The sequence below is a fragment of the Acidovorax facilis genome (assembly GCF_050626955.1).
Lineage (GTDB): Bacteria > Pseudomonadota > Gammaproteobacteria > Burkholderiales > Burkholderiaceae_C > Acidovorax > Acidovorax facilis.
In genome coordinates this window covers 2,443,521-2,465,729 of the sequence record NZ_CP192460.1, presented here as the reverse complement: position 1 = coordinate 2,465,729, position 22,209 = coordinate 2,443,521, and the positions used below count along the sequence as shown (strand labels likewise).

Sequence of the window (22,209 nt, the reverse complement as noted above, 5' to 3'; positions counted from 1 at the left end):
ACCTGCCCGTCACTGCCATGCCGTGTCAGCGTACATCCCGTTGCAAACCCGGGGTTGACGCGCCAAAGCCCTGTGCGATGTCACAGTTTTGGGGCCGATGGGACTGGATTCGAGGCCAGCGAGGTGCCGGCGGAGGTGGACGGTGCAGGTGAGGGCTCCGTCTGCTGTGCCATCTTCAGCCGCAGCAGTGCGCGCACAAAACCGTGGTCCGATCGGGTCCTGTCACGTCCTTCGTGCAGGTGGTCGTTGAAGTAGTCCACGCGCCGCACGTCGCCCATGCTGTTCCTGCCGTTGTGCACGAACTCCTCGCTCACCAGAATCTGGTCCAGCACGCTGGGCGAGCCTTGGTGGATGTGTGAGTACGCGACATCCTTCTTCAGCGCCGCATCGCCCTGCAGGTCGTAGGCATTGAACAGCGCGACATCGCGTGCCGAGCGGTCGTAGGCGATCTCATTGGTGGCGCAGATGAGCTGTGTGGTGACGCTGTCCGGGGTGTCATTGAAATCGCCCAAGACCACCAGCGGCACGCTGGTGCGGTGCAGCAGGTCGATGACCAGGCAGCGCAGCGCCATGGCTTCGGCGCCCCGCATGATCAGCGAGCGCAACGATGCCAGCGCCATCACCTTGCGGTCGTCCCGGTCTTCCGTGGGGTTGCCCTGTGCATCCTGCAGGAACTTGGGCCGCTTGGATTTGAGGTGGGCCGTCAGTACGTTCAGGCTCTGTCCGTGTTTCATGCGCAGTGTTGCAACCAGAGGCGGCCGTTCAAAGCGCGTGTGCAGGCCCAGGCCCGGTATTTCTACCTGGAAGCCCGGAGGAAATTCCGCAAACGACTGCAAGGCATCCACCTTGAGCCGTGTCGCAATGCCCACCCGGGGCGTGCCTTGTGCTCCAGTGTGCGTCGCATCGTTCTCCGCCCCGGGTACCGCCACGAAGTCGTAGCGCAGGCCGCTGCGGCCGAGGGCGCCCTTGAATGCTGCGTCGTCCCACACCTCCTGTACTGCCAGCACGTCGGCATTGAGCATGCGAAACCGGTCGCCCAGCCAGGTGAGCTTGCGATCAAACTCCGTCTGACTGTAGGGGTCTTGGTTCTCGTAGAACTGGCGGCCAGGATTGGCCAGGTTGAGCACATTGCAGGTGGCCACCATCAAAGTGGCCAGGGGCTGGGGGAAGTCGTTGGGGCGCATAGGCCACAGCATCGCACAGGCAACTGCAGTGGACTGGGGAGGAGGTCAGAAGACCTGCAGCGCGTTGCCTGACAGGACGTGCAGCCCCGAAGGCCGCGTTTGCACGGCATGGACAAGCGCTCGCGCCACATCGGCACCGGGGCGGGCGCGGTAGCTGGCGGGGATGAGCGGGTCCAGCAACTTGAAGGCCTTGATGGACAGGGACTCGGCGGGGCGCGCGGCCTGGCCCAGAGCCCGGCGTTCACCCAGCAGCAAGGATGGGCGCGCGATCACGAGCGTGTCAAAGCCCAGGCTTTTGAGCGCCTGCTCGACCTCGCCTTTGATACGGTTGTAGAAAATGCGGGAATTTGCGTCTGCGCCCATGGCGGTTACCACCCCGCAGCGGGTGGCACCGGCCGCCATCGCTGTGCGCGCGGTGGCGATCACCGCGTCGTGGTCCACCGCGCGAAAAGCCTGCTGGCTGCCGGCCGCTGCGATGGTCGTCCCCAACGTGATGTAGACATCATCTACATGCGGCAGGGCCGGGACCGCGGGCCGGGCGCCCAAGGCCGCAAAATCCACTGCGTGCAGGTGCAGCCGTGGATGCGTGATGTCAGGCATGCGCCGACCAAGGGCATACAGCGCATGCACCTCGGGTGGCAGCGCTTCGCCCGGCGCTGTGCCGGTATGGGCTGTATTTTTGCCTACCGACGGATCAGCGGCCAAAAGAGCCGCGAGAACCGCCCGGCCCACGAGACCCGTTGCCCCGGCCACCAGAACCACCCGCGCCTCCGCCATAGCCGCCACCTCCACCGTTGTTGCCACGATAGCCACCACCGCCACGGCGACCGCCGCCGCCCAAGCTGTCCACGCTGGTGCGCATGGGATCTGGCTGGCCGCCAGCGCCGCCGCCTGCATGGCTGGAGTTGCGATGGCCTGGGTTGGCATGGCCCATGTGCGTGCCCAGGTGGGCATTCGCGCGTGGGGGTTGCGAGTCGTCGTAGCGATTGCCGCCTTCGTAGCCGCCGCCTCCGCCACCGGCGCTGCCGCCGGAGCGGCCGCGTGCAGGTGCCTGGCCGCCAGCGCGTGCGCCGCCGCCCTGGGCGCCACCGCCACCACCGGCACGGCCACCGCGCGGACCATTGCCGCCACCGCCCGCTGCAGCAGGGGCACCACCGGCGCGGCCACCACGGGCACCACCGCCGCCGCCACTGCGGGGGCCGCGGTCACCGCCACCGCCGCCGCCAGCACCCTGGCCGGCCTTGTTGGTGCGGATGCGGTCCATCATTTCGCTGCGGGCTGCCTTGGCGGCTGCCTGCATCACGTCACGGCTCGGGGGCTTGCCTGCACCGCCCCAGATGGTCTGGCGGCCCATGGCGATGGGCTCTGCCTTCTCGCCCGCGTCGGGGCCGAAGCCTTCGATGATCTGGACCGGGATCTGCTGCTTGGTGAAGCGCTCGATGTCCATCATGAAGCCTTCTTCGTCCATGCAGACCAGGCTCACGGCTTCGCCGGTAGCGCCAGCGCGGCCCGTGCGGCCAATCCGGTGCACGTAGTCTTCAGAGACGTTCGGGATTTCGTAGTTGACGACGTGCGGCAGGTCGTCGATGTCAATGCCGCGCGCTGCAATGTCGGTGGCCACCAGAGCGCGGATTTCGCCGCTTTTGAAGCCTGCCAGTGCCTGGGTGCGCGCACTCTGACTCTTGTTGCCGTGTAGGGCCATGGCCTGCACGCCGTTCTTGGTCAGGAACTCGGCCACATTGTTGGCACCAAACTTGGTGCGGGTGAACACCAGCACCTGGCTCCAGTTGTGCTGCTGGATGATATGCAGCAGCACCTGCTTCTTCTTGCCACGGCCCACGGGGTGAATCACCTGCGAGATGCGCTGCACGGTGGTGTTGCTGGGGGTGACCTGGATGCTCTGAGGGTTCTTGAGCAGGGTGTTGGCCAGGTCGCGGATTTCATCGCTGAAGGTGGCCGAGAACAGCAGGCTTTGCTTGTCCTTGGGCACCAGGGCCAGCACCTTCTTCACGTCGTGGATGAAACCCATGTCCAGCATGCGGTCGGCCTCGTCGAGCACCAGCACCTGCACGGTCGACAGGTCCAGGAAGCCCTGCTGCTGCAGGTCCAGCAGGCGGCCGGGCGTGGCCACCAGAATGTCCACCCCGCGCTTGACGCGGTCGATCTGCGGGTTCATGCCCACACCGCCGAAGACGACGGTGGAGTTGATATCCAGGTATTTGCCGTATTCGCGCACGGATTCTTCCACCTGGGCGGCGAGTTCGCGGGTGGGCGTCAGCACCAGGGCACGGATGCCCTTGCCACCGAACTTGTTCTTGGGGGCAGCGCTTTGCGAAAGGCGGTGCAGCATGGGCAGGGTAAACGCGGCGGTCTTGCCGGTGCCAGTCTGCGCGCCAGCCAGCAGGTCGTGGCCTGCGAGCACGGCGGGAATGGCCTGGGCCTGAATCGGCGTGGGGGTTTCGTAGCCCGTTTCGTGCACGGCCTTCAGGATGGCAGGAGCCAGGTTCAGTTCGTCAAATGTCATGTCTTTGGATGCGCCCGTCCGGGGCGCTGGGTATCGGCCTGTCGTGCAACCGGGAGGTTGTCGAGCCAGTCTCAAGCCGATGAGGTTCAAGAGTGGGAGCCTGGAAGTTGATGCTTCCTTCGTCCCCAGCAGTGTGCTGATGTGGCGGGCAACTGGAGCCCGCTACGGTGGGTATTGTCGCATGGCCCGATAATCTCGGTTTGCACGCAGAATTTCTGCTCATTTTTGCAGGTTTGACACTCAATGGCCCAATACGTTTTTTCCATGAATCGCGTCGGCAAGATCGTGCCGCCCAAGCGGCAGATCTTGAAAGACATCTCCCTGAGCTTCTTCCCCGGCGCCAAGATTGGCGTATTGGGGACTAACGGTTCGGGTAAGTCCACCCTCCTGAAGATCATGGCGGGCCTTGACAAGGAAATCGAAGGCGAGGCCATCCCCATGGCCGGTCTGAACATCGGCTATCTGCCCCAGGAACCCCAGCTGGACCCGACACAAACCGTGCGGGAGAGCGTGGAAGCCGGCATGGGCAAGGTTTTTGCCGCCAAGGCCCGTCTGGAAGAGGTATACACCGCCTATGGCGCTGAAGATGCCGACTTTGACGCGCTGGCCGCCGAACAGGCCGAGCTGGAAGCCATTATTGCAACGGCGGGTACCGACTCCGAGCACCAATTGGAAATCGCCGCCGACGCGCTGCGCCTGCCACCGTGGGACGCCAACATCGGCGTGCTCTCCGGTGGTGAAAAACGCCGCGTGGCGCTGTGCCGCCTGCTGCTGTCCAAGCCCGACATGCTGCTGCTCGACGAGCCTACCAACCACTTGGACGCCGAATCGGTGGACTGGCTGGAGCAGTTCCTGCAGCGCTACTCCGGCACCGTGGTGGCCATCACCCACGATCGCTACTTCCTGGACAACGCCGCCGAATGGATTCTGGAACTGGACCGTGGGTCCGGCATCCCCTACAAGGGCAATTACTCCGACTGGCTGACCCAGAAAGGCGCCCGTCTGGAAGCCGAACAAAAGGGTGAGGAAGCCCGCGCCAAGGCCCTGAAGAAGGAACTTGAATGGTCGCGCCAGAACCCCAAGGCCCGCCAGGCCAAGAGCAAGGCCCGTCTGGCCCGCTTTGAGGAACTGAGCGATTACGAATACCAGAAGCGCAACGAAACGAACGAAATCTTCATCCCCGTGGCGGACCGTCTGGGCAGCCAGGTGATCGAGTTCAAGAACGTCACCAAGTCGTTTGGCGACCGCGTGCTGATCGACAACCTGAGCTTCAACATTCCTGCAGGCGCCATCGTCGGCATCATCGGGCCCAACGGCGCCGGTAAGTCCACGCTGTTCAAGCTGATTGCGGGCAAGGAAAAGCCGGACGCGGGGGAGGTCGTTATCGGCTCCACCGTCAAGATGGCCTTTGTGGACCAGCACCGCGATGACTTGTCGAATGACAAGACCGTCTGGGAAGACGTATCGGGCGGGCTCGACATCCTGAACGTGGGCAAATTCCAGATGGCCAGCCGCGCCTACTGCGGTCGCTTCAACTTCAACGGCGGCGACCAGCAAAAGAAGGTCGGCATGCTCTCAGGGGGGGAGCGCGGTCGTTTGCACCTGGCCAAGACCCTGATTGCGGGCGGCAACGTGCTGATGCTGGACGAGCCGTCCAACGATCTGGACGTGGAAACCTTGCGGGCTCTCGAAGACGCGCTTCTGGAATTTGCCGGCACGATGTTGGTAATCAGCCACGATCGCTGGTTCTTGGACCGGATCGCCACCCACATCCTGGCGGCTGAAGGTGACAGCCAGTGGACGTTCTTTGACGGCAATTACCAGGAGTACGAGGCCGACAAGAAGAAGCGCCTGGGTGAAGAAGGAGCAAAACCCAAACGAATGAGGTTCAAAGCCCTCAAATAAGGCGTCAGGTCAAGTAGCATTGCATCTGGAAACCTGTTGTCCGATCGATTCCTCCCCACCATGTCCCAGACTGCTTCTCGTTCGAGAACTGTTTTCCGCGCCTGTGTCGTCAACGCCGTGCGCGGCGGCGAGGCGTTGATGCAGGAATTGGTCAAGGTCACGCAAGGGGCCCTGACGGGTGAGGAGTCTGTCGTCCGCAATATCCAGCAGCGCAATCTGGTCAGTGACAGCCTGCGCTTGCTGAATCAGCATGAAGCTGCGCTGGTCAAGGGTTATCCCATGGCCCTGCTGGAGATTTTTGCCGAAGGTCCCGCTGCCAAAGGCCGCAGTTCTGCCGAGGACACCGGCATGGACTTCGGTGAACTCTCGCTCATGGATGAGAACGAGATGCAGGCGCAGGTGGAGCTGTCCAAGGCGCAGCAATCGGCGCTGCATGCCACTGATGCGGTGCTGGCCGAACTCAACACCCTCGTCAGTTCCGCACAGGGCTTGCGCAGTGTGCAACCCGAACGCAACCCACTGCGCCCCGAAAGCTATATCCGCGCTCTCCAGCAAGTGGTGGGAGACACTGGCGTATCGCCCGAAGTGCGCCAGCTGTGGATGCAGCACATGCGCGACCTGTTGGGTAAGCTGCTGGTGGATGAATACAAAAAAACGGCTGCCAGCCTGCGCGAGCATGGCGTTCAGCCCGTGGGGTACGCGGTGCTCGGCACGCCCGGCGGCAACGCGGGTCGTGGCGGTGGCTACGGTGGCCCTGGCACCAACACCGGCATGGGTACCGGCTATGGTGGGGGGTACTCCGGCTATGGCAATTCGATGGGCGCGCCCATGGGGGACTATGGCAACACCGGCTATGGCCGTGGCATGGGGCCTTCCACTGGCTGGAGTGGCGATTCCCTGCAATCGCCGATGGCGCCAGCCGCAGAAGAAGCATTGTTGACGGTGGGCATCCTGCGCCAGATGTTGGCTGGCGGAGATCCTTTTGATCCACGCGCATATGGCGCCATGCCTTCGCAGCCGGTGGCTTTGCAGCCTGCGTGGGGTGTGCCTCCTGCGGGTGCCCAACCGATGCCGCAAGGCGGTGGTTACTACCCTGTGGGTGCAGCGGCCGAGGCCATCGAGGACATGGCCCAGCTCGAACGCTTGGTGGGAAGGCTCGCCAGCGGCAGCCAGGCAGCTTCGCTGTCGGCGCCTTTGACGGGGTGGCGGGGCCCGGGTGTGGCTCCTGTGGTGTACGCGGCCATGCCGATGGAGGCGGCCACCCAATCCCCGGCCATGGCCATTGAGGTGGTTGGCCGCATGATGGAGAACATTGCCCAGGATGCTCGCCTTCTGCCGCCCGTGCAGAAGGCTGTGAAGAGTTTGGAGCCCGCACTCAAACAACTGGTGACACACGATGGGCGTTTTTTCACCGATGGCACCCATCCCGCGCGCCGTTTGCTGGATGAGCTGACGCAACGCAGCCTGGCGTTCACCGCAGAAGCAACGCCGGGGTTCAGCAGTTTCATGCGCTTGGTACAAGGGGCGGTGGAGCACCTGACTGCCAACGAAATCAAAGATGCAGGGCCTTTTGATACCGTGCTCAAGGCCCTGCAGTCTGCCTGGGAGACTCAGGAGCAGAAGATCAAGGCCCATCAGGAAGCGCAGCAAAAAGCCTTGCTCCAAGCGGAGCAGCGGGAAATGCTGGCCGAAAAGACTGCGGCCGACATCCGCAGGCTGCCTGATCTGGAGAACGTGCCTGCCGACGTGCTCGATTTTGCCGCCGGCCCATGGGCGGATGTGATTGCCTTGGCGCAGGTGCTCAAGGGCGGGGATCGGCAGGATGAGGACCCCGGTGGCTACCTGGCGCTGGTGCCTGTGCTGTTATGGAGCGCCCAACCCGACCTGACCCGCCAGGAACCTGAGCGCTTGAACGAGGCCATTCCCGGCCTGCTGGCCAAGCTGCGCAAGGGGCTCAAGACCATCAATTACCCCGCAGTGCAGACCAGCGCCTTCTTGCAGCGTTTGGTGGGGCTGCATCAGTCGGCCTTTGAAAAGCCAGCGCCCGCACCTGTGGCGGCGCCTCAGCCAGAACCCGAGCCGGTGGCCCAAGAAGCAACCCCTGCTGAAGCGCAAGCCTCCGCTGTGGCCCCCGAGGACAGTGTTCAGGCGCCCGTGGATGCGCCTGATCCCTATGCTGACTTTGTGATTGGCGCATGGGTCGAGCTGGTCACCAATGGCCGGGTCGTCCGCACGCAACTTACCTGGGCCAGCCCACACGGCACCCTGTTCCTTTTCACAGCACCCGATGCGAGCACGCAATCCATGACCCGGCGGATGCGTGACAAGCTGGCTGCGGACGGCTCCTTGCGGGTGGTTCCGGCGGTTTCCACGACAGCCCGTGTTCTGGACTCTGTTGCAGCAGGATCATCCCGGAAGGCGGCCAGCGGCGCTCCTTCCTCCAAATTGGCCTCGCTGGGCTCCAAGTCTTCCAAGACTCGCTAGTGCGGGCGCCCTTCAGGCGCTCCAAAAACACATTCGGCCGTTTACCTCGCCTGCTGCCTGCAGAAAAGAGGCGTTCAACTCAGCGGTGCACTCAAGTGCGGAGCAATTTTTTGCGCACCAGGTGAATGTGGTTACGCAGCGCGTACAACTCGTCTGCGTAGGACAACGGTACGCTCACTTTTTCAGCCTGTGCCTCCAGCGTATTGAGGGCCTTGAGCAGCTCGGCGGCGTCAATGTTGCCAGCCTCCATGTCGTTTTCAATCTCACGGAGCCGGCCATACCAGCGGAAAACGCGTGATCGCACCCTGAACTGGTACAGCGGCGGCACGACGCGCGACAGCGGGAGCATGATCGCCAGCAAAATGCCCAGTACCAGCCACATGCGCTCAATCAGGTTCGCCATCCAGAACGGCAGGTAGCGTTGCAGCATCGGCACCGGCTCGTTCATGGCCCGGTCGCCTTCCTTGGCAATCGGAAGTTCGCTATTGCGTGAGTTGGGGAACTCGCGGGCCCGGTTGAACCAGCCCGATCCACCGTGCAGTTTCTGCGCGTTCTGCGCAAACAGGGTGAGCAGGGCAGGGTGCGTGGCATCGCGCGCCAGCAGCGAGGTGGTGGATGCCACCAGGCGCACATCCCGCGTGGGCACGTTGGCTGCCAGGTCCACCACGCCGCGCGGCAAGGTGACCGGCGTCAGGAACGGAAACCGCCGCGCATAGGCCTCGTGCTGGGCAAAGTCCAGCAACTGCACGCCGGGTGTCTGCAGCAGCATCTGCACCATCAGCGATTCAGGGGCCGAGGCGAACACCAGCGCATCAAGTCTGCCCGCCAGAAATTCCACAGTGGCTGGCGTCTGCTCCAGCCGGGACATCTGCACCGCACCAGGCGCCACCTTGTTGGCGTCGAGCAGACGCTCCATCAACTTGGGCACGCCACTGCCGTCCGAGCCCACGTTCACCCGCCAGCCACGCAGCTGCCGCAGGCTGTCGATGCGCGGCGTGTTGTACGCACGTTGTGCAGTCTCTGCACGGTAGAACAGCCACACGGGCTCCACAAAGAGGCTGCCCAGAGACACCAGCTCGTCGGCATCATCGGGTTGCAGTTCGGCCGTGCCACCCTGCACAAACGCCACATCGGCCTTGCCTTCTCGCAACAGCTGCAGGTTGTGCGAAGAGCCGTCGCTGGGCAGCAACTGCACTTCGATGCCGTCCTCCGCCAACGCCTTCTGGTAGCGCTTGCCAAACTCCTCGTAAGCGCTTTGCGCCGGGCCTGTGGCCAGCGTCACGGTTTTGGGTGGGTTGGGGTTGAGCCACCAGTACGCCAGCACCAGCAGTCCCACCGCCAAAAACGCGAGAGGACCGGCCGACACGATCAGATCGCGCAGAGAAAGCAGGGTATTGCGGAAAGCCTGGGACATGGAATAAGTGCTGAACATGGGGTGGAGCAACCACGAGGCCTCTGCGACCATCCGAGGCCCCGTGGTTGCTCATGCGGCTGTGGCGTACGCCCTCCAGGCACATGGGGCCAGGAGCGACAGGAGTTCCTGAGATCTATGGCTTGCTGCCGCGCCGCTGGCGCTCGTAAGCCACACATTCCGGAAGGGAGAGCTGGTCGTCCTGATCGGTATCCGCCGCGTCGAAATAGGCCATGCGGCTTTCAACGACTTCCTTGAACGACAGCTTGCCGTCGCTGTCCGTGTCAACGGCTGCAAGTCGCTTCAGGCGGCCTTTGCCCATGCGCGGCACCTGGGCCAGGTCGGAGAGCTGGACATGGCCTGTCGCATCGGGCGAGAGGTTGTGCCAGCCTTGCACGATGTCCCGGTGAAACTCCTCCAGAGACACCTTGTCGTCGTGGTTCAGGTCAGCAGACGAGCAGATCGCCTGGAGCCGGTTGGCGCGCGATGGTGCTGCTGGCTTCTGGGCCGTGGTGGTCACCTTGGGTGGGGATGTGGGGGAAGACACCGGGGCATCCGCTGCCTGCGCGGCGGATGCACATGCCAGAGCGAAGGTGCCTGCCGCCGCTGCACTGCACAGCAAGCGCATGGTGCGCAGAGCGTGTGGGGTGTGGGTTGTGTTCATCATTGGGCCCTCCTTACCACCACCAGCGTTGGCTGGGGCTGCGGTTGCAGGGCCAGACCATGGTGTGTGCGCCCTGGCGGACCCGGCCATCCTCCACGTCCAGGCATTTTCCGGTGAGCTGGCTCACGATCTGGCCGCCCCGGGTGGCCCAGCTTTGGCTGCGCGAGCCTGAGCACGACCACAGCACCACCCGTGCGCCATCGCGCGGGTCGCCACGGTCCACGTCCACGCACAGGTCGCGTACCCGGATCTCACCCCCGCGCCCCACAGCAAACCGCTGGGACGCGGTGCCGTTGCATTCATACACCTGCAATGAGGTGCCTGGCTGGAACTTGCCACCCCGCACGTCCAGGCACAGGCGGCCGTCCACGCGGACTTCTCGCCCCCAGTCGCCACCTTGGCCGGGATAGTCCGGGTACTCGGGTCGCCGGTCGTTGTCGTGCCGGTTGTGGTTGGCCAGCAGCGCAAGGCCCGCGATGGCGGCCACCGCGGCCACAGCTGCGCCAGCGTTGGAGCCACTGTTGTTGCCAGAGGCGTAGCTGCGGGTAATCTGGAAGCGGCCGCCACACCCCCCGTTGGTCCAAAGTTCCCGGTTCGTCAGGTCATAGCCCCAGGTGCGATTGAAACGGCAAGCCCCCTGTGTCTGTGCGCTCAGGTCCACCTGGGTGGTGTCGTCCGGCAGGCGATAGGACGTGTAGCCACCGTTGGATTGCAGGTCCACGAACTGGTCCTGGGCGATCGTGGCTTGGGTGTTCAGGAGCAAAGGCAGGCACAACAACCAGTTGTGCCGCAGACGGGTTAGGTCTTTCATGAATTCTCCTTGTCGCGATAGATAGGGTGGCAAGACTGGCGCGTGGGGGCCGCAGTGCGCTCCGGGCGTGTTCTGGCGCCTGAGCCCTGCGCGCGGTGTGGGCATCATATGGGCTCATGGGCGATGGCCCCATGACCATTGTTTACCCCAACTCACCAGCCCACGGCAAGTACAAACCTTCCGCCGTGGTGATGGACCGCGCCGCGCGTGCCGCGCGTGCCGTGGCAATGGCCGTGGCCTCGGCCGCCATGGTGGCCAGCACCATCATGCCCAGGCTTTTGCCTGCGCGGCCGGTGCCCAGGCTGAAGAGCGTGTCGCCGTCGGACATGGTGTGCACCGGGTTGATGCTGCGCGCCAGGCCATCGTGTGCTGCCACGGCCAGGCGGTGGGCCTGCACCTTGGTGATGACGGCGTCGGTGGCCACCACGCCGATGGTGGTGTTGGTGCCCGCCAGCAGGGGCTGGGGCGGGTCGCCGCGCAGCAGGGCGCGGCGCGTGTCGCGCAGGCGCAGGCCGTCGTCGGTGCGGGCGCCTGCAATCACTTGTGCGGTGTCGGGGTCGATCACGTCACCCAGGGCGTTGCAGGCGATGAGTGCGCCCACCGTCACGCCATCCACCGTGACAGAGGCGGTGCCAATGCCGCCCTTCATGGCACGCTGGATGCCGTAGATCTTGCCCAGTGCCGCACCCGTGCCCGCACCCACATTGCCTTCGGCCGGGTCGGCGGTGGATGCCGCATCGCACGCGGCGTAGCCCGCCGCAGCGTCGGGGCGAATGTGCATGTCGCCCACCAGCAGGTCAAACAGCACGGCGGCAGGCACGATGGGCAAGCGGCCCACGGCCACATCGAAGCCGATGTTGCGCTCTTCCAGCCAGCGCACAGCGCCGGTGGCGGCATCCAGCCCCCAGGCGCTGCCTCCGGCCAGCATGATGGCGTGCACCTTGTCCACCAGGTTGGAGGGGTGGAGCAGATCGGTCTCGCGCGTGCCGGGTGCTGCGCCCCGTACATCCACACCGGCCACGGCGCCGTCGCGGGTGATGATGACAGTGCAACCCGTGGGGCGGCGGGTTTCGGTGAAGTGGCCCACCTCGATGCCCGCCACGCGGGTGATGCTGCCAGCGCTGCCGGCCAGAACGTGTTGAGAACTCATGGCCGTCGATTATGGTGCCCGGGCGCACGAGCTGGCTTGTGCGACGTCAGTCAGCCGGCAGGGGGATCACGGGGCCTTTTCGATCTGCTTGACGTGGTAAGCGCCATTGACCTGCTCTGCCCGAAAGCGCACCTTGTCACCCGGTTTCATGTCACCCACCACGCTGGCGTCCGCCACGCGGAACACCATGGTCATGGGCGGCATTTCCAGATTCTTGATCTCGCCATGCTTCAAGGTGAGGCGCAGTGTGCGCGGGTCCCAGCGGGTGATTTCGCCTTCGCTCAGTTCCGCTTGGGTCGCCGACGGGGCCGGATGGTGGCTGTTGTGGCTATCGGAGGCTGCAGCGGTGGGGGCTTGCGCCAGAGCGGGCCCTGCGCCTAGGAGAAGCAGGCTGGCGACCAGTGGGATGTAAAGGATTTTCATGTCGATGCCTTCTTGTTGTAGCTTTTGAAAACACGGGTGCTGCCGTCGCGCGCCACCAGCAGCACGTCGTACGGGTCACGCCGGTCGCCATACGCAGGGCCGTCCATGCCGGGCGAGCCCACGGGCATGCCAGGCACCGCCAGGCCCAGGGCCTTGGGCTTTTGCTGCAGCAGCGCGCGCACGTCGCTGGCAGGCACATGGCCTTCCACCACATAGCCGCCGACGAGGGCGGTGTGGCACGAGCCCAGCTTTTGCGGCAGGCCCAGCCGTGCGCGCACGGCGTTGTTGCCGGTGGCGTGCACCTTCACGGCAAAACCGTTGGCTTGCATGTGGTCCACCCAGTCCTGGCAGCAGCCGCAGTTCGGGTCTTTCCACACCTCCAGCGGTGTTGGGGTGTTGGTGGCTGCTCGGGACAGGCCGGGCAGCAGGGCGACGGCCACACCCGCACCCAGCAAAGGCAGTGCGGTGGTGAGCCATTGGCGTCGTGCAGGGTGGGCTGCGGTGGATGCGGAGCGTGGATTGCGTGAGTTGGTCATGGCGTGTCTCTCCTGGCGTTATGGGTTGCGCGGCAGCACAGTGATGGTGCCGGTCATGCCTGCCTGATAGTGGCCGGGGATCAGGCAGGCAAAGTCAAAATTCCCGGCGCGGTTGAAGTGCCACACGATGTCACCGGTCTTGGCCGCCGCCACGTGGGCCATGTAGGGCTCGTCGTGTTCCATGCCGGGGTGCTTTTTCATCATCTCAGCGTGCTGGTCCAGCTCGGCCTTGGTGCCGATCACGATCTCGTGCAGCACCTTGCCCTTGTTCTCGGCACGCAGCCGCACGGTGTCGCCCTCGCGCACTTCGATGTGATTCGGCGCAAAGCGCATGTCATCGCTCATGCGGACGGTGATGGTGCGGCGCACAGCCTTGGCGTCGCCTGCGATGCCCCAGTCCTTTTGTTCTTTGACCACCGGGCTATTCTGCGTGGTGTGGGGCGTGTTTTCATGGCCAAAAGAGGTGCTAGCGCTTATCCATAAAGCGGTAGTAGCTATCAATTTAATAGTATTCATGGTATGTGCTGATCTGAGGGTTCAGTGCTGGTGGCCGCTGGCAGCGGGCTTGCGTGCGCTCGCTGCGCCGGGCGCGGTGCCTGGGGTGTCTGCGCGGGCGGGGCGTGGTGTGCTGGCGGGGGCACCCTGCCATTCGTAGGCCACAGTGCCCGCAGGTTGCTTGAAGTCTCCAGGGTCGCGGTAATCGCCCGCAGGCTGGTCGTCGCGCACCTTGAGGGTGGTGAACATACCGCCCATCTCCAACGGGCCGAAGGGGCCGGTGCCGGTCATCATCGGAAAGGTGTTGTCGGGCAGTGGCATCTCCATGGCACCCATGTCGGCCATGCCGCGCTCGCCCATCACCATGTAGTCGGGCACGATCTTCTGGATCTTGCCCACCAGGCCCCGGTGGTCCACGCCGATCATGGTCGGCACGTCGTGCCCCATGGCGCCCATGGTGTGGTGGCTCTTGTGGCAGTGCAGGGCCCAGTCGCCGGGCTCGTCGGCAATGAACTCGACCTGCCGCATCTGGCCCACGGCTACGTCGGTGGTCACCTCGGGCCAGCGCGCACTTTTGGGTACGGGGCCGCCGTCGGTGCCGGTCACTTCGAATTCGTGGCCGTGGATGTGAATCGGGTGGTTCGTCATGGTGAGGTTGCCGATGCGCATGCGCACGCGCTCACCCTGCCGCGCCACCAGCGGGCTGATGGCGGGGAACACGCGGCTGTTCCAGCACCAGATGTTGTGGTCCAGCATGGTGTTGACCTTGGGGGTCATGCTGCCGGGCTCCACGTCAAAAGCGTTGAGCAAGAAGGCGTAGTCGCGCTGCACCTTGGCGATGTGCGGGTGCGCGGCCTTCGGGTGGGTGATCCACAGGCCCATCATGCCCATGGCCATCTGCACCATCTCGTCGGCATGCGGGTGGTACATGAAGGTGCCGGGGCGGCGCGCCACAAACTCGTACACAAAGGTTTTGCCCGGCTGGATGGCGGGCTGGGTGAGGCCGCCGACGCCGTCCATGCCGTTGGGCAGGCGCTGGCCGTGCCAGTGGATGGTGGTGTGCTCGGGCAGGCGGTTGGTGACGAAGATGCGCACGCGGTCGCCTTCAACCACCTCGATGGTGGGGCCGGGGCTCTGGCCGTTGTAGCCCCACATGTTGACCATGAAGCCGGGCGCCACCTCGCGCACCACGGGTTCGGCCACCAGGTGGAACTCCTTGACGCCTGCGTTCATGCGCCAGGGGGCGGTCCAGCCATTCAAAGTGACCACCGGGTTGTAGGGGCGGCCCGTGGGCGGGTGCTGCGGCGGCGCGGTGTCGGCGCTGGACTGCATGGCGGGCTCGGGCAGCGCGGCCAGGGCCACGCGGCTGACGGAGGCTGCGGCCACTGCCGTGGCGGCGCCGGAGAAGAAATTGCGGCGGTTCATGTCAGTGGCCTTGTGGGGTGGTGGAGGCTGCGGCGCCCGATGCGAGGCCCTGCAGGGCGCCTGGCGATGTGCCGGTGAGTGCGAGCTGCAGATCGGTCTCGGCCAGCCAGAAGTCGCGCTGTGCTTCGATGGCGTTGGCCACGGCCTGGGTGCTGTTGCGCGCTTCGGCCAGCATGTCCCACACACTGGCCAGCATGCCGTTGTAGCGCAGGGTGGTCTCGTCGCTGATGAGCTGGCGCAGGGGTACCACCTCAGCCTGCTGCTGGCGTGCCAGGTCGAGCGCGGTGCGGTAGGTGAGCCAGGCGGCGCGCACCTCGCTGCGGGCGCGCACGGCGGTGTCCTGCAGCTGGGCGGCACTTTGCTCCACCTCGGCCTGGGCGCGGGTACGGGCTGCGCCGCCCCAGTCGAACAGGGGCAGGGGCAACTCCAGCTCCCAACCCCGCGTGATCTCGCGGTGACCGCCATCCCGCTCGGTGGTGGTGTTGCGGCTATAGGCCAGGCCGATATCGCCAAACACGGCGCCTGCGCGGCTCCAGCCCTGCCGGGTGGCCTGGGTGTCGAGCTGGCGGCGGGCCGCTTGCACATCGAGCCGTTCGCGCAGCGCGGTGGCTTCGATGCCTTCCGCGGGCAAGGCGCTGGCGGGCAAGGGCGGCAGCTGGTTGGCCAGCTGGTACTGCGTCTGCAGCCCCCACACGCCCATGCGGCGATTGAGCTGCTCGCGCTCGGTGGCTGCGGCAAGGCGGGCGCGGGCGCGCTGGCGGGTGGCCTCTTGCAGCACGGCCTGCTCGCGGGCCTGCTGCAGACGGCTCCAGTTGCCCACCTGCACCATGCGGCGGGCGAGCTCGGCCCCGGCCTCGGCCGCCTCGACCATGCGGTCGTGGGTGGCGGCTATTTGCTCCGCGGCCACGGCACGCAGCCAGGCGCGGCGGGTGTCGGCGGCAAGCGTCACCACGTCCTGCGCGGCTTGCAGCGTCGCGATCTGCAGGCGCTCGGCCTGGCGCGCGGTGCGCCAGGGCAGGGTGATGAGGTCAATCAGGCTGAAGGCCAGGGTGCGCTCGATTTCGCGCTCGTGGCTGTTGGTGAATCGCCCCAGCGCAAGGTGCGGGTTGGGCAGGGTGATGGCCTGCACGCGCTCAGCGTCGGCCACGCCCAGTGCGGCCAGGCGGGCTTGCAGGCCAGGGTTGTGGAGCAGGGCAATGCGCACGGCAGCGTCTTGTGTCAAGGGCTGTGCCAGCCAGCCTTCGACGGATTTTTCCGCAGAGGCGCGGGCGGCAGGGTCCGCTGCAGGCAGGCTCGCTTGCACGCCCCCGGTGCGGCCCGCAGCGAGATTGGCGACGTCACCGCGCAGGCCATCGGGCGAGACACTGGCGCAACCGGCCAGTACGGCTGCAGCGGCCAGCAGGCAAAGGCGCGGGGACAGGCGTGGGGAAAGGTGTGGAGAAATGTGCGGCATTTGGGCGGGGAGGTTCATGGCTTGCCTCCCGGTGCGTGGTGGCGTAGGTGCATCGGCGTGGGTGAAGCGGACTGGCCGTTGCTGCTGCTGCCGTGGTGCCCGTGGTGATGACGGTGGGGGCTTTTTTGCCCTTCGACGGTGGACGGGGGTGTGGCGGGTTGGGCGCTCTGCCGAGCCTCCCAGGCGACGATGTCGGCATGCCCCCTGGGAAAGGCAGCCACCGCCTCGTGCGCCTCGCGCCATGACTGGGGCGATGGGGGCGCGCTGGGCAATGGGGGTTGTGGGACGAGGGCGGGGTGGGCCAGTGGAGCCGTCGAGGCTGCAACATGGGCAGCGTCGGTAGCCGTTGCGAGAGGATGGCTGGGGGTGGGAGCAAGGCCCTGGGCCAGCGAAAGCAGCGGTGCCAGCAGCACAAGGCAAACAGTTCGCGGGGGCGATGAAGCGGGATATGCAAATGAGGCAGGCGCGCGCATGGCGATCTCCAGACAACGGACGAAAAAGGTATTGCGCTACCGCCCGGGCCACCCTGTTTCAGGGGTGCTCAGGCTGGGGCAGACGCACTTCGGGCGTTGGAGATCAGGCGATGGGTGGTTTGATGGTCAGTGCGGGAGGCGCACTGTCAAACCGTGCAGACGCCGTGGGCAGCGCGGTGCCCAGGCGGCGGAGAGCGCAGGACGCTGCCGGGGCGGCGTCGAGCATTGCCGAATGGCAGATTTCGCAGGCGGAACATGCGGCAGAGTGGTGATTATGTGCAGCACATCCCACCAGTTCACCATCACACGCGGATGCCGCAGCAGCATGCACGGCATGGTCATCGTGATGGGCGATGGTGTGACTGCCTTCCTGCATTTCTGCAGCCATGGCCTGTGCGGCCTGGTCAGTCCTGTGCTCTTGTGAGGTAGGGTATGCCGCCTCGGCTGCCACCACGTGGCTGTGCTCCTGCACATGCGGCGCGCTAGCAGGAAGCAGGGGCGGCAAGACCCCTGCGGCCATGGCGGTGCCAGTAAGTCCCCGCAGGACCAGCACCACCATCAACACGAAATAGAGGCCGCGACGCATGTCCCAATGATACGGCGGCACGCCTCAAGGTTCCCAAAAGGTTACATCTCCGGCCCCCGGCCCTTGGGGCGGCCACCAGGCACTGCGGGCAAATGGGGGTGCAGATGTAGGGCGGTTCGGCTTACGATGTAACAATGCGTTCGGTGCATCTCCTGGCCCTGCGGTGCCTGGAATGACTGTGCAAGACGAAAGGTCGGTATGCCTTCCTGGCTGGTGGGAACCTGGAGTACGTTGTCTGCGCGAATCCGCTGGCTGGTTCTGGTGGCGACCCTGCCCGCCGTGCTGCTGGCGGTTTACCAGGCACGGTCGCACCGCATGGACGCCATCGCCGCCGCAGAGAACCAGGCTTTGGGCACGCTGCGGGCCGTGGCAGCCAGCCAGCAGCGCCTGATTCAGAACACCCGCGATTTTCTGCAGAAGCTTGCTGCCATGCCCTCGGTGCACCGGCCGGCGGAACCCGAGTGTGGAAGGTACTTGGCCGAGGTGCTGTCGCTCAACGCCACTTACGTCAACATTGGTGTGCCACAGGCCAGTGGGGACCTGCTGTGCAATGCCCGCCCGTTGAAGGCGCCCGTGAACGTGGCGAACCGGCCCTATTTCCAGCACGCCATCACCACCCGGGAGTTCTCGGTGGGGGCTTTTCAGATCGACCGGGCTGCCCAGGTGGCGAGCGTCAATTTTGCGGTGCCTGTAGTCCCGCCGGGCAGCCAGGAGGTGGTGGGCGCTGCAGTGGCCGTGGTGTCGCTGGAATGGTGGAGCCTGCGGCTTGCCGATTTGGGCCTGCCACCCGGGGCTGTGGCGCGTGTGACCGACGCCGATGGGCGCGTGGTGGCGCGTTTCCCGCCCGACGGGGCCGAACTCGGAACCCAGTTGGCCGACGCAGATTTCAGCGCGGCGCTGCAGCGCTCTGCCGAAGGGGTATTGCAGCGCAGCAATGCGGCCGGATCACACCAGTTGATGGTGTTTCAGCCGCTCATAGAGTCGGGTGGAAAAACGGTTGCCACCATGAGTCTGGCTGTGCCACTGGACCAGCTCTACGCCACTGCCAACCGCAACATGTGGACCGAGGTGGCCTTCTTGCTGGCTGGCCTTGCGCTGTCTTTCCTGCTGGCCCAGCAGGGCGTGCGGCGGGGCGTGATGAAACCATTGCGGCGCCTGTTGGACGCCACCGACGAACTGGCCCAGGGCCGTTATGCCCCCCAACCCCTCGCCACCGGCCTGGCAGAGTTGACCGAGTTGGGTCAGCGTTTTGACCGCATGGCGCTTACGCGCCAGAGCGCCGAGGCCCAGTTGCGCCAGAGTGAGGAAAACCTGTCCATCACGCTGCATTCCATTGGTGATGGGGTGGTGGCCACGGATGCGCAGGGCCATATCACACGCATGAATGCAGTGGCCGAACGCCTGACAGGCTGGCCGTTACCCGAGGCACTGGGCAAGCCGCTGACGGACGTGTTTCGCATCGTCAATGCCAGCACGCGGGAGCCGGTGGTCGATCCGGTTCGGATGGTGGTGGCCAAGGGCGAGGTGGTGGGGCTGAGCAACCACACGACCTTGCTCGCGCGGGACGGTGCCGAATATCAGATTGCGGACAGCGCGGCGCCCATTCGCAATGCGCAGGGGCAGATTGTCGGTGTCGTGCTGGTGTTCAGCGACGTGACCGAGGCCTACCGCGTGCGCAAGCAACTGGAAGACAACGAAGCGCGCTTTCGCACCCTGACCATCTTGTCGTCTGACTGGTACTGGGAGCAGGATGCCCAGTTCCGCCTGACCCATGTGGACGGAAGCGACAAAGACCGTCTGCTGCAGGAGGCGGCTGCGTACATGGGCAAGACGCGCTGGGAGTTGGCAGGCCCTGGGGTGAGCGAAGCCCGCTGGCAGGAGCACCGCGAGCTGCTGGAACGCCATCAGGAGTTCCGCGATTTCGAGTTCCAGCGCAAAGACCGTTCGGGCCAGTTGCACTGGCTTTCGGTGAGCGGCACACCCATTTTTGACGTGAACGGGACATTTTGCGGTTACCGGGGCGTGGGCAAGGACATCACGGCGCGCAAGCGCGATGAAAACGAGCTGCGCATTGCGGCCATTGCGTTTGAGTCGCAGGAGGGCATGATCGTCACCGACCGAGAGACCGTCATCCTGCGCACGAACAGGGCCTTCACCAAAATTACGGGCTACAGCGCGGAAGATGCGGTGGGCAAGCGTTCCAGCCTTCTCGCGTCGGGCCACCATGACAAGGCCTTTTTCGACGCCATGTGGGGCAGCCTCTCGGACACCGGTGAATGGAAAGGCGAAATCTGGAACCGCTGCAAAAGCGGGGCGGTCAACCTCCACTTCATGGGCATCACAGCCGTCACGGACGATGGGGGCGAAGTCACCCACTATGTCGGCACGCTCAGCGATATCACCCAGCGTGCCCAGGCCGCGCGCGAGATCGAGCATCTGGCCTTTTATGACCCGCTGACACACCTGCCCAACCGCCGCCTCATGCTGGACCGTCTGCAGCAGGCGTTTGCCACCAGTGCGCGCACCGGCCTGCATGGCGCGCTGTTGTGCCTCGATCTGGACCACTTCAAGACCCTGAACGACACACTGGGCCATGACATGGGCGATGTCTTGCTGCAGCAGGTTGCGCAGCGCCTGTCGGGATGCGTGCGTGAAGGTGACACCGTGGCCCGCCTGGGCGGTGATGAGTTTCTGGTGCTGCTGGAAGACCTGGATGCGCTTGGCACCGACGCGGCTGAGCAGGCCCAGAATGTGTCCGAGAAAATACTTGCCGCCCTGAACCAGCCTTACCAGCTTGCCTTGCACCATGTGCACAGCACGACCAGTGTGGGAACCGTGCTGTTCAGCGGCCAAAGCCAAACGGTGGAAGACGTCGTCAAACACGCCGACCTGGCCATGTACGCCGCAAAAACAGCGGGGCGCAACGCGATCCGGTTCTTTGATCCGATGATGCAGGCGGCGGTCTCTGCCCGCGCTGCACTGGAAAACGACCTGCGCACTGCGTTGGCTGCCGGGCAGTTTTTGCTGCACTACCAGATCCAGGTGGGCTGCGGCGTACGCCCTGTCGGGGCCGAGGCGCTGATCCGCTGGCAACACCCGGAGCGCGGCATGGTCCCCCCTTATGAGTTCATCCCTTTGGCCGAAGAAACGGGGCTCATACTGCCCATAGGCCTTTGGGTATTGCAGACCGCGTGTGCTCAGTTGCGCCGCTGGCAGGGCAACCCCACCACGGAACAGCTACAGTTGTCTGTGAACGTGAGCGCGCGGCAGTTCCGGCAGCCCGATTTCATGGAGCAGATTCGCACCGTGTTGCTGCAAACCGGTGCGCGGCCCGACCGTTTGAAGCTGGAACTGACGGAAAGCCTGGCGCTGGACAACGTGGACGACACCATCGCGAAGATGAACGCATTGCGCGCCCTGGGTCTGCGGTTTTCTCTGGACGACTTTGGCACGGGGCAGTCATCGCTGTCCTACCTCACGCGCCTGCCGCTGGACCAGCTCAAGATCGACCAGAGCTTTGTGCGCAACATTGGCATTCAGCACACCGATGCGCTGATCGTGCAGACCATCATCGGCATGGCGCAGAGCCTGGGAATCGACGTGATCGCCGAAGGCGTGGAGACGGACGCGCAGAGGGCGTTTCTGGAAAAGCACGGCTGCACGCTCTTTCAGGGTTACCTGTTCAGCCGCCCGGTGCCGATCGGGGTGCTGGAGCAGTACCTGCAGGCACGGGCAGCCTCTGTTTGAGTTCTGGTCCGTGTGTTCTGGCCCGGCTTACACCGCCATGTAACGCCCTGGCCGATGGTTCATCGCCAGGACCAGGTTGAGCGCCACGGCCCCTGCAATGGACCAGGCAACGCGCAGGGGTTCCACCGTCCACAGCGCCAGCAGCACGATGCAGCAGTCCACCGCCATCTGGACCTTGCCGGCGCGCCATCCGTACCGGTCTTGCAGGTACAGCGCGGCAATGCCCACGCCCCCCAGGCTGCAACGGTGGCGAAACAGCACCAGAAACCCCGTGCCCGTGATCAGACCGCCTGCGACGGCCGCGTACAGTGGCTGCAATTGCGCAAACTCCAGAAATTGAGTCTGCAATTCGGTCAGCAGCGACAACAGCAGCACGGCAATAAACGTCTTGACCGTAAATGCGCGTCCCAGCTTGCGCAGGGCCAGCCAGTAAAAGGGCAGGTTCAGCACAAAGAAAATCTTGCCAAAGCCGATACCCGTGGCGTAGTGCAACAGGAACGCAAGGCCTGCGGTTCCCCCGGTCAGCAGGCCTGCGCTGGTGAAAAAAGCAACCCCTACGGAAATGAGCAGCACGCCAGTGAAGATGGCCACAGCATCTTCCGTGAGCGTGTGTGGCACCACCACAGGAGCGACCACTTGCGCAGGGTTCGGCAGGGAAGGGGCGTGGGGTGCAGGCGGGTTGGACATGGTGAGCGCAGGCGGGCAGGGCGGCGGGTGCCGGTCAGGGGAAAGAGTCGCAGATTGAAGCATGCAAGCCCTGTGCCGGACTTGTCCGCCGTCAAGAAGCGGCGTGTCTGTGGGGGCTTCGGTCCTGGAAAACTGGTCGCTCCTTGGCTGTTTTTTGGCCGATTCTTGCAATCTGCTTTAGATGTAACACCTGCAACGCACAGCGATGTGGGGCTGGGGCGGCAGCGTTCCTGCGAAAATAACGGGCTTTG

General features: G+C 64.9%; 17 protein-coding genes. 3 read left to right on the top strand and 14 right to left on the bottom strand.

Annotation, left to right across the window (positions count from 1 at the left end):
• Positions 1-80: 80 nt before the first annotated feature.
• The 3 genes from ACQ4MJ_RS11100 to ACQ4MJ_RS11090 all read right to left on the bottom strand — a co-directional run bounded on the left by ACQ4MJ_RS11100 (position 81) and on the right by ACQ4MJ_RS11090 (position 3,708).
• On the bottom strand, positions 81-1,196 hold the full coding sequence (locus ACQ4MJ_RS11100; RefSeq protein ID WP_431173702.1) for an endonuclease/exonuclease/phosphatase family protein: 1,116 nt from the start codon (positions 1,194-1,196) through the stop codon (positions 81-83).
• Between the two features lie 33 nt (positions 1,197-1,229).
• On the bottom strand, positions 1,230-1,784 hold the full coding sequence (locus ACQ4MJ_RS11095) for a nucleoside-diphosphate sugar epimerase (RefSeq protein ID WP_238385692.1): 555 nt from the start codon (positions 1,782-1,784) through the stop codon (positions 1,230-1,232).
• A 94-nt stretch (positions 1,785-1,878) separates the two neighbouring features.
• Positions 1,879-3,708, bottom strand: coding sequence for a DEAD/DEAH box helicase (locus ACQ4MJ_RS11090; RefSeq protein WP_431152649.1), 1,830 nt, complete (start codon positions 3,706-3,708; stop codon positions 1,879-1,881).
• Between the two features lie 243 nt (positions 3,709-3,951).
• Between ACQ4MJ_RS11090 and ettA the strand changes: the two genes are divergently transcribed.
• Complete coding sequence (ettA, locus tag ACQ4MJ_RS11085; RefSeq protein ID WP_055400762.1) at positions 3,952-5,613, top strand: energy-dependent translational throttle protein EttA; 1,662 nt, start codon at positions 3,952-3,954, stop codon at positions 5,611-5,613.
• Positions 5,614-5,673: 60 nt separating this feature from the next.
• Positions 5,674-8,097 (top strand): DUF1631 family protein, encoded by a 2,424-nt coding sequence (locus tag ACQ4MJ_RS11080; RefSeq protein ID WP_431152651.1) that lies wholly within the window; start codon positions 5,674-5,676, stop codon positions 8,095-8,097.
• A 91-nt stretch (positions 8,098-8,188) separates the two neighbouring features.
• Here the strand turns inward: ACQ4MJ_RS11080 and ACQ4MJ_RS11075 are convergent, their stop codons facing one another.
• The 10 genes from ACQ4MJ_RS11075 to ACQ4MJ_RS11030 all read right to left on the bottom strand — a co-directional run bounded on the left by ACQ4MJ_RS11075 (position 8,189) and on the right by ACQ4MJ_RS11030 (position 17,524).
• On the bottom strand, positions 8,189-9,511 hold the full coding sequence (locus tag ACQ4MJ_RS11075; RefSeq protein WP_431152652.1) for a TAXI family TRAP transporter solute-binding subunit: 1,323 nt from the start codon (positions 9,509-9,511) through the stop codon (positions 8,189-8,191).
• Positions 9,512-9,644: 133 nt separating this feature from the next.
• A complete protein-coding gene (locus tag ACQ4MJ_RS11070; RefSeq protein ID WP_431152654.1) occupies positions 9,645-10,172 on the bottom strand; it encodes an EF-hand domain-containing protein in 528 nt (175 codons plus the stop codon).
• 13 nt (positions 10,173-10,185) lie between these two features.
• A complete protein-coding gene (locus ACQ4MJ_RS11065) occupies positions 10,186-10,983 on the bottom strand; it encodes a lectin (RefSeq protein ID WP_431152655.1) in 798 nt (265 codons plus the stop codon).
• A gap of 142 nt (positions 10,984-11,125) precedes the next feature.
• Positions 11,126-12,133, bottom strand: a complete 1,008-nt coding sequence (locus ACQ4MJ_RS11060) for a P1 family peptidase (protein ID WP_431152657.1) — start codon at positions 12,131-12,133, stop codon at positions 11,126-11,128.
• 66 nt (positions 12,134-12,199) lie between these two features.
• Positions 12,200-12,556 (bottom strand): copper-binding protein, encoded by a 357-nt coding sequence (locus tag ACQ4MJ_RS11055; RefSeq protein ID WP_055400753.1) that lies wholly within the window; start codon positions 12,554-12,556, stop codon positions 12,200-12,202.
• Positions 12,553-13,092 carry a DUF411 domain-containing protein gene (locus tag ACQ4MJ_RS11050; protein ID WP_431152658.1) on the bottom strand — a complete coding sequence of 180 codons (540 nt, stop codon included), beginning with the start codon at positions 13,090-13,092 and terminating at the stop codon, positions 12,553-12,555. The genes ACQ4MJ_RS11055 and ACQ4MJ_RS11050 overlap by 4 nt, the downstream gene beginning before the upstream one ends.
• Before the next feature lie 18 nt (positions 13,093-13,110).
• The gene (locus ACQ4MJ_RS11045) at positions 13,111-13,608 is read right to left on the bottom strand and encodes a cupredoxin domain-containing protein (RefSeq protein WP_431152659.1); all 498 of its coding nucleotides are present in this window, start codon (positions 13,606-13,608) and stop codon (positions 13,111-13,113) included.
• A gap of 21 nt (positions 13,609-13,629) precedes the next feature.
• On the bottom strand, positions 13,630-15,012 hold the full coding sequence (locus ACQ4MJ_RS11040; protein WP_431152660.1) for a multicopper oxidase family protein: 1,383 nt from the start codon (positions 15,010-15,012) through the stop codon (positions 13,630-13,632).
• Position 15,013: 1 nt separating this feature from the next.
• Entirely contained in the window at positions 15,014-16,465 is a 1,452-nt protein-coding gene (locus ACQ4MJ_RS11035; RefSeq protein ID WP_431153079.1) for a TolC family protein, read from the bottom strand.
• 576 nt (positions 16,466-17,041) lie between these two features.
• Positions 17,042-17,524 (bottom strand): hypothetical protein, encoded by a 483-nt coding sequence (locus tag ACQ4MJ_RS11030; protein ID WP_431173701.1) that lies wholly within the window; start codon positions 17,522-17,524, stop codon positions 17,042-17,044.
• Positions 17,525-17,722: 198 nt separating this feature from the next.
• Here ACQ4MJ_RS11030 and ACQ4MJ_RS11025 point away from each other — a divergent pair, with 198 nt between their 5' ends.
• Positions 17,723-21,271 (top strand): EAL domain-containing protein, encoded by a 3,549-nt coding sequence (locus ACQ4MJ_RS11025; RefSeq protein ID WP_431152662.1) that lies wholly within the window; start codon positions 17,723-17,725, stop codon positions 21,269-21,271.
• Between the two features lie 27 nt (positions 21,272-21,298).
• On the opposite strand, the gene ACQ4MJ_RS11020 is transcribed toward ACQ4MJ_RS11025, so the two are convergent.
• Entirely contained in the window at positions 21,299-21,958 is a 660-nt protein-coding gene (locus ACQ4MJ_RS11020) for a YitT family protein (RefSeq protein WP_055402949.1), read from the bottom strand.
• Positions 21,959-22,209: the final 251 nt, after the last annotated feature.

What these genes read in the sequence shown, in the direction of transcription:
- ACQ4MJ_RS11100 (WP_431173702.1), bottom strand. Translation starts at nt 1,196, where the DNA reads ATGCTGTGGCCTATGCGCCCCAACGACTTCCCCCAGCCCCTGGCCACT.
- ACQ4MJ_RS11095 (WP_238385692.1), bottom strand. Translation starts at nt 1,784, where the DNA reads ATGCCTGACATCACGCATCCACGGCTGCACCTGCACGCAGTGGATTTT.
- ACQ4MJ_RS11090 (WP_431152649.1), bottom strand. Translation starts at nt 3,708, where the DNA reads ATGACATTTGACGAACTGAACCTGGCTCCTGCCATCCTGAAGGCCGTG.
- ettA (WP_055400762.1), top strand. Translation starts at nt 3,952, where the DNA reads ATGGCCCAATACGTTTTTTCCATGAATCGCGTCGGCAAGATCGTGCCG.
- ACQ4MJ_RS11080 (WP_431152651.1), top strand. Translation starts at nt 5,674, where the DNA reads ATGTCCCAGACTGCTTCTCGTTCGAGAACTGTTTTCCGCGCCTGTGTC.
- ACQ4MJ_RS11075 (WP_431152652.1), bottom strand. Translation starts at nt 9,511, where the DNA reads ATGTCCCAGGCTTTCCGCAATACCCTGCTTTCTCTGCGCGATCTGATC.
- ACQ4MJ_RS11070 (WP_431152654.1), bottom strand. Translation starts at nt 10,172, where the DNA reads ATGAACACAACCCACACCCCACACGCTCTGCGCACCATGCGCTTGCTG.
- ACQ4MJ_RS11065 (WP_431152655.1), bottom strand. Translation starts at nt 10,983, where the DNA reads ATGAAAGACCTAACCCGTCTGCGGCACAACTGGTTGTTGTGCCTGCCT.
- ACQ4MJ_RS11060 (WP_431152657.1), bottom strand. Translation starts at nt 12,133, where the DNA reads ATGAGTTCTCAACACGTTCTGGCCGGCAGCGCTGGCAGCATCACCCGC.
- ACQ4MJ_RS11055 (WP_055400753.1), bottom strand. Translation starts at nt 12,556, where the DNA reads ATGAAAATCCTTTACATCCCACTGGTCGCCAGCCTGCTTCTCCTAGGC.
- ACQ4MJ_RS11050 (WP_431152658.1), bottom strand. Translation starts at nt 13,092, where the DNA reads ATGACCAACTCACGCAATCCACGCTCCGCATCCACCGCAGCCCACCCT.
- ACQ4MJ_RS11045 (WP_431152659.1), bottom strand. Translation starts at nt 13,608, where the DNA reads ATGAATACTATTAAATTGATAGCTACTACCGCTTTATGGATAAGCGCT.
- ACQ4MJ_RS11040 (WP_431152660.1), bottom strand. Translation starts at nt 15,012, where the DNA reads ATGAACCGCCGCAATTTCTTCTCCGGCGCCGCCACGGCAGTGGCCGCA.
- ACQ4MJ_RS11035 (WP_431153079.1), bottom strand. Translation starts at nt 16,465, where the DNA reads ATGCCGCACATTTCTCCACACCTTTCCCCACGCCTGTCCCCGCGCCTT.
- ACQ4MJ_RS11030 (WP_431173701.1), bottom strand. Translation starts at nt 17,524, where the DNA reads ATGCGTCGCGGCCTCTATTTCGTGTTGATGGTGGTGCTGGTCCTGCGG.
- ACQ4MJ_RS11025 (WP_431152662.1), top strand. Translation starts at nt 17,723, where the DNA reads ATGCCTTCCTGGCTGGTGGGAACCTGGAGTACGTTGTCTGCGCGAATC.
- ACQ4MJ_RS11020 (WP_055402949.1), bottom strand. Translation starts at nt 21,958, where the DNA reads ATGTCCAACCCGCCTGCACCCCACGCCCCTTCCCTGCCGAACCCTGCG.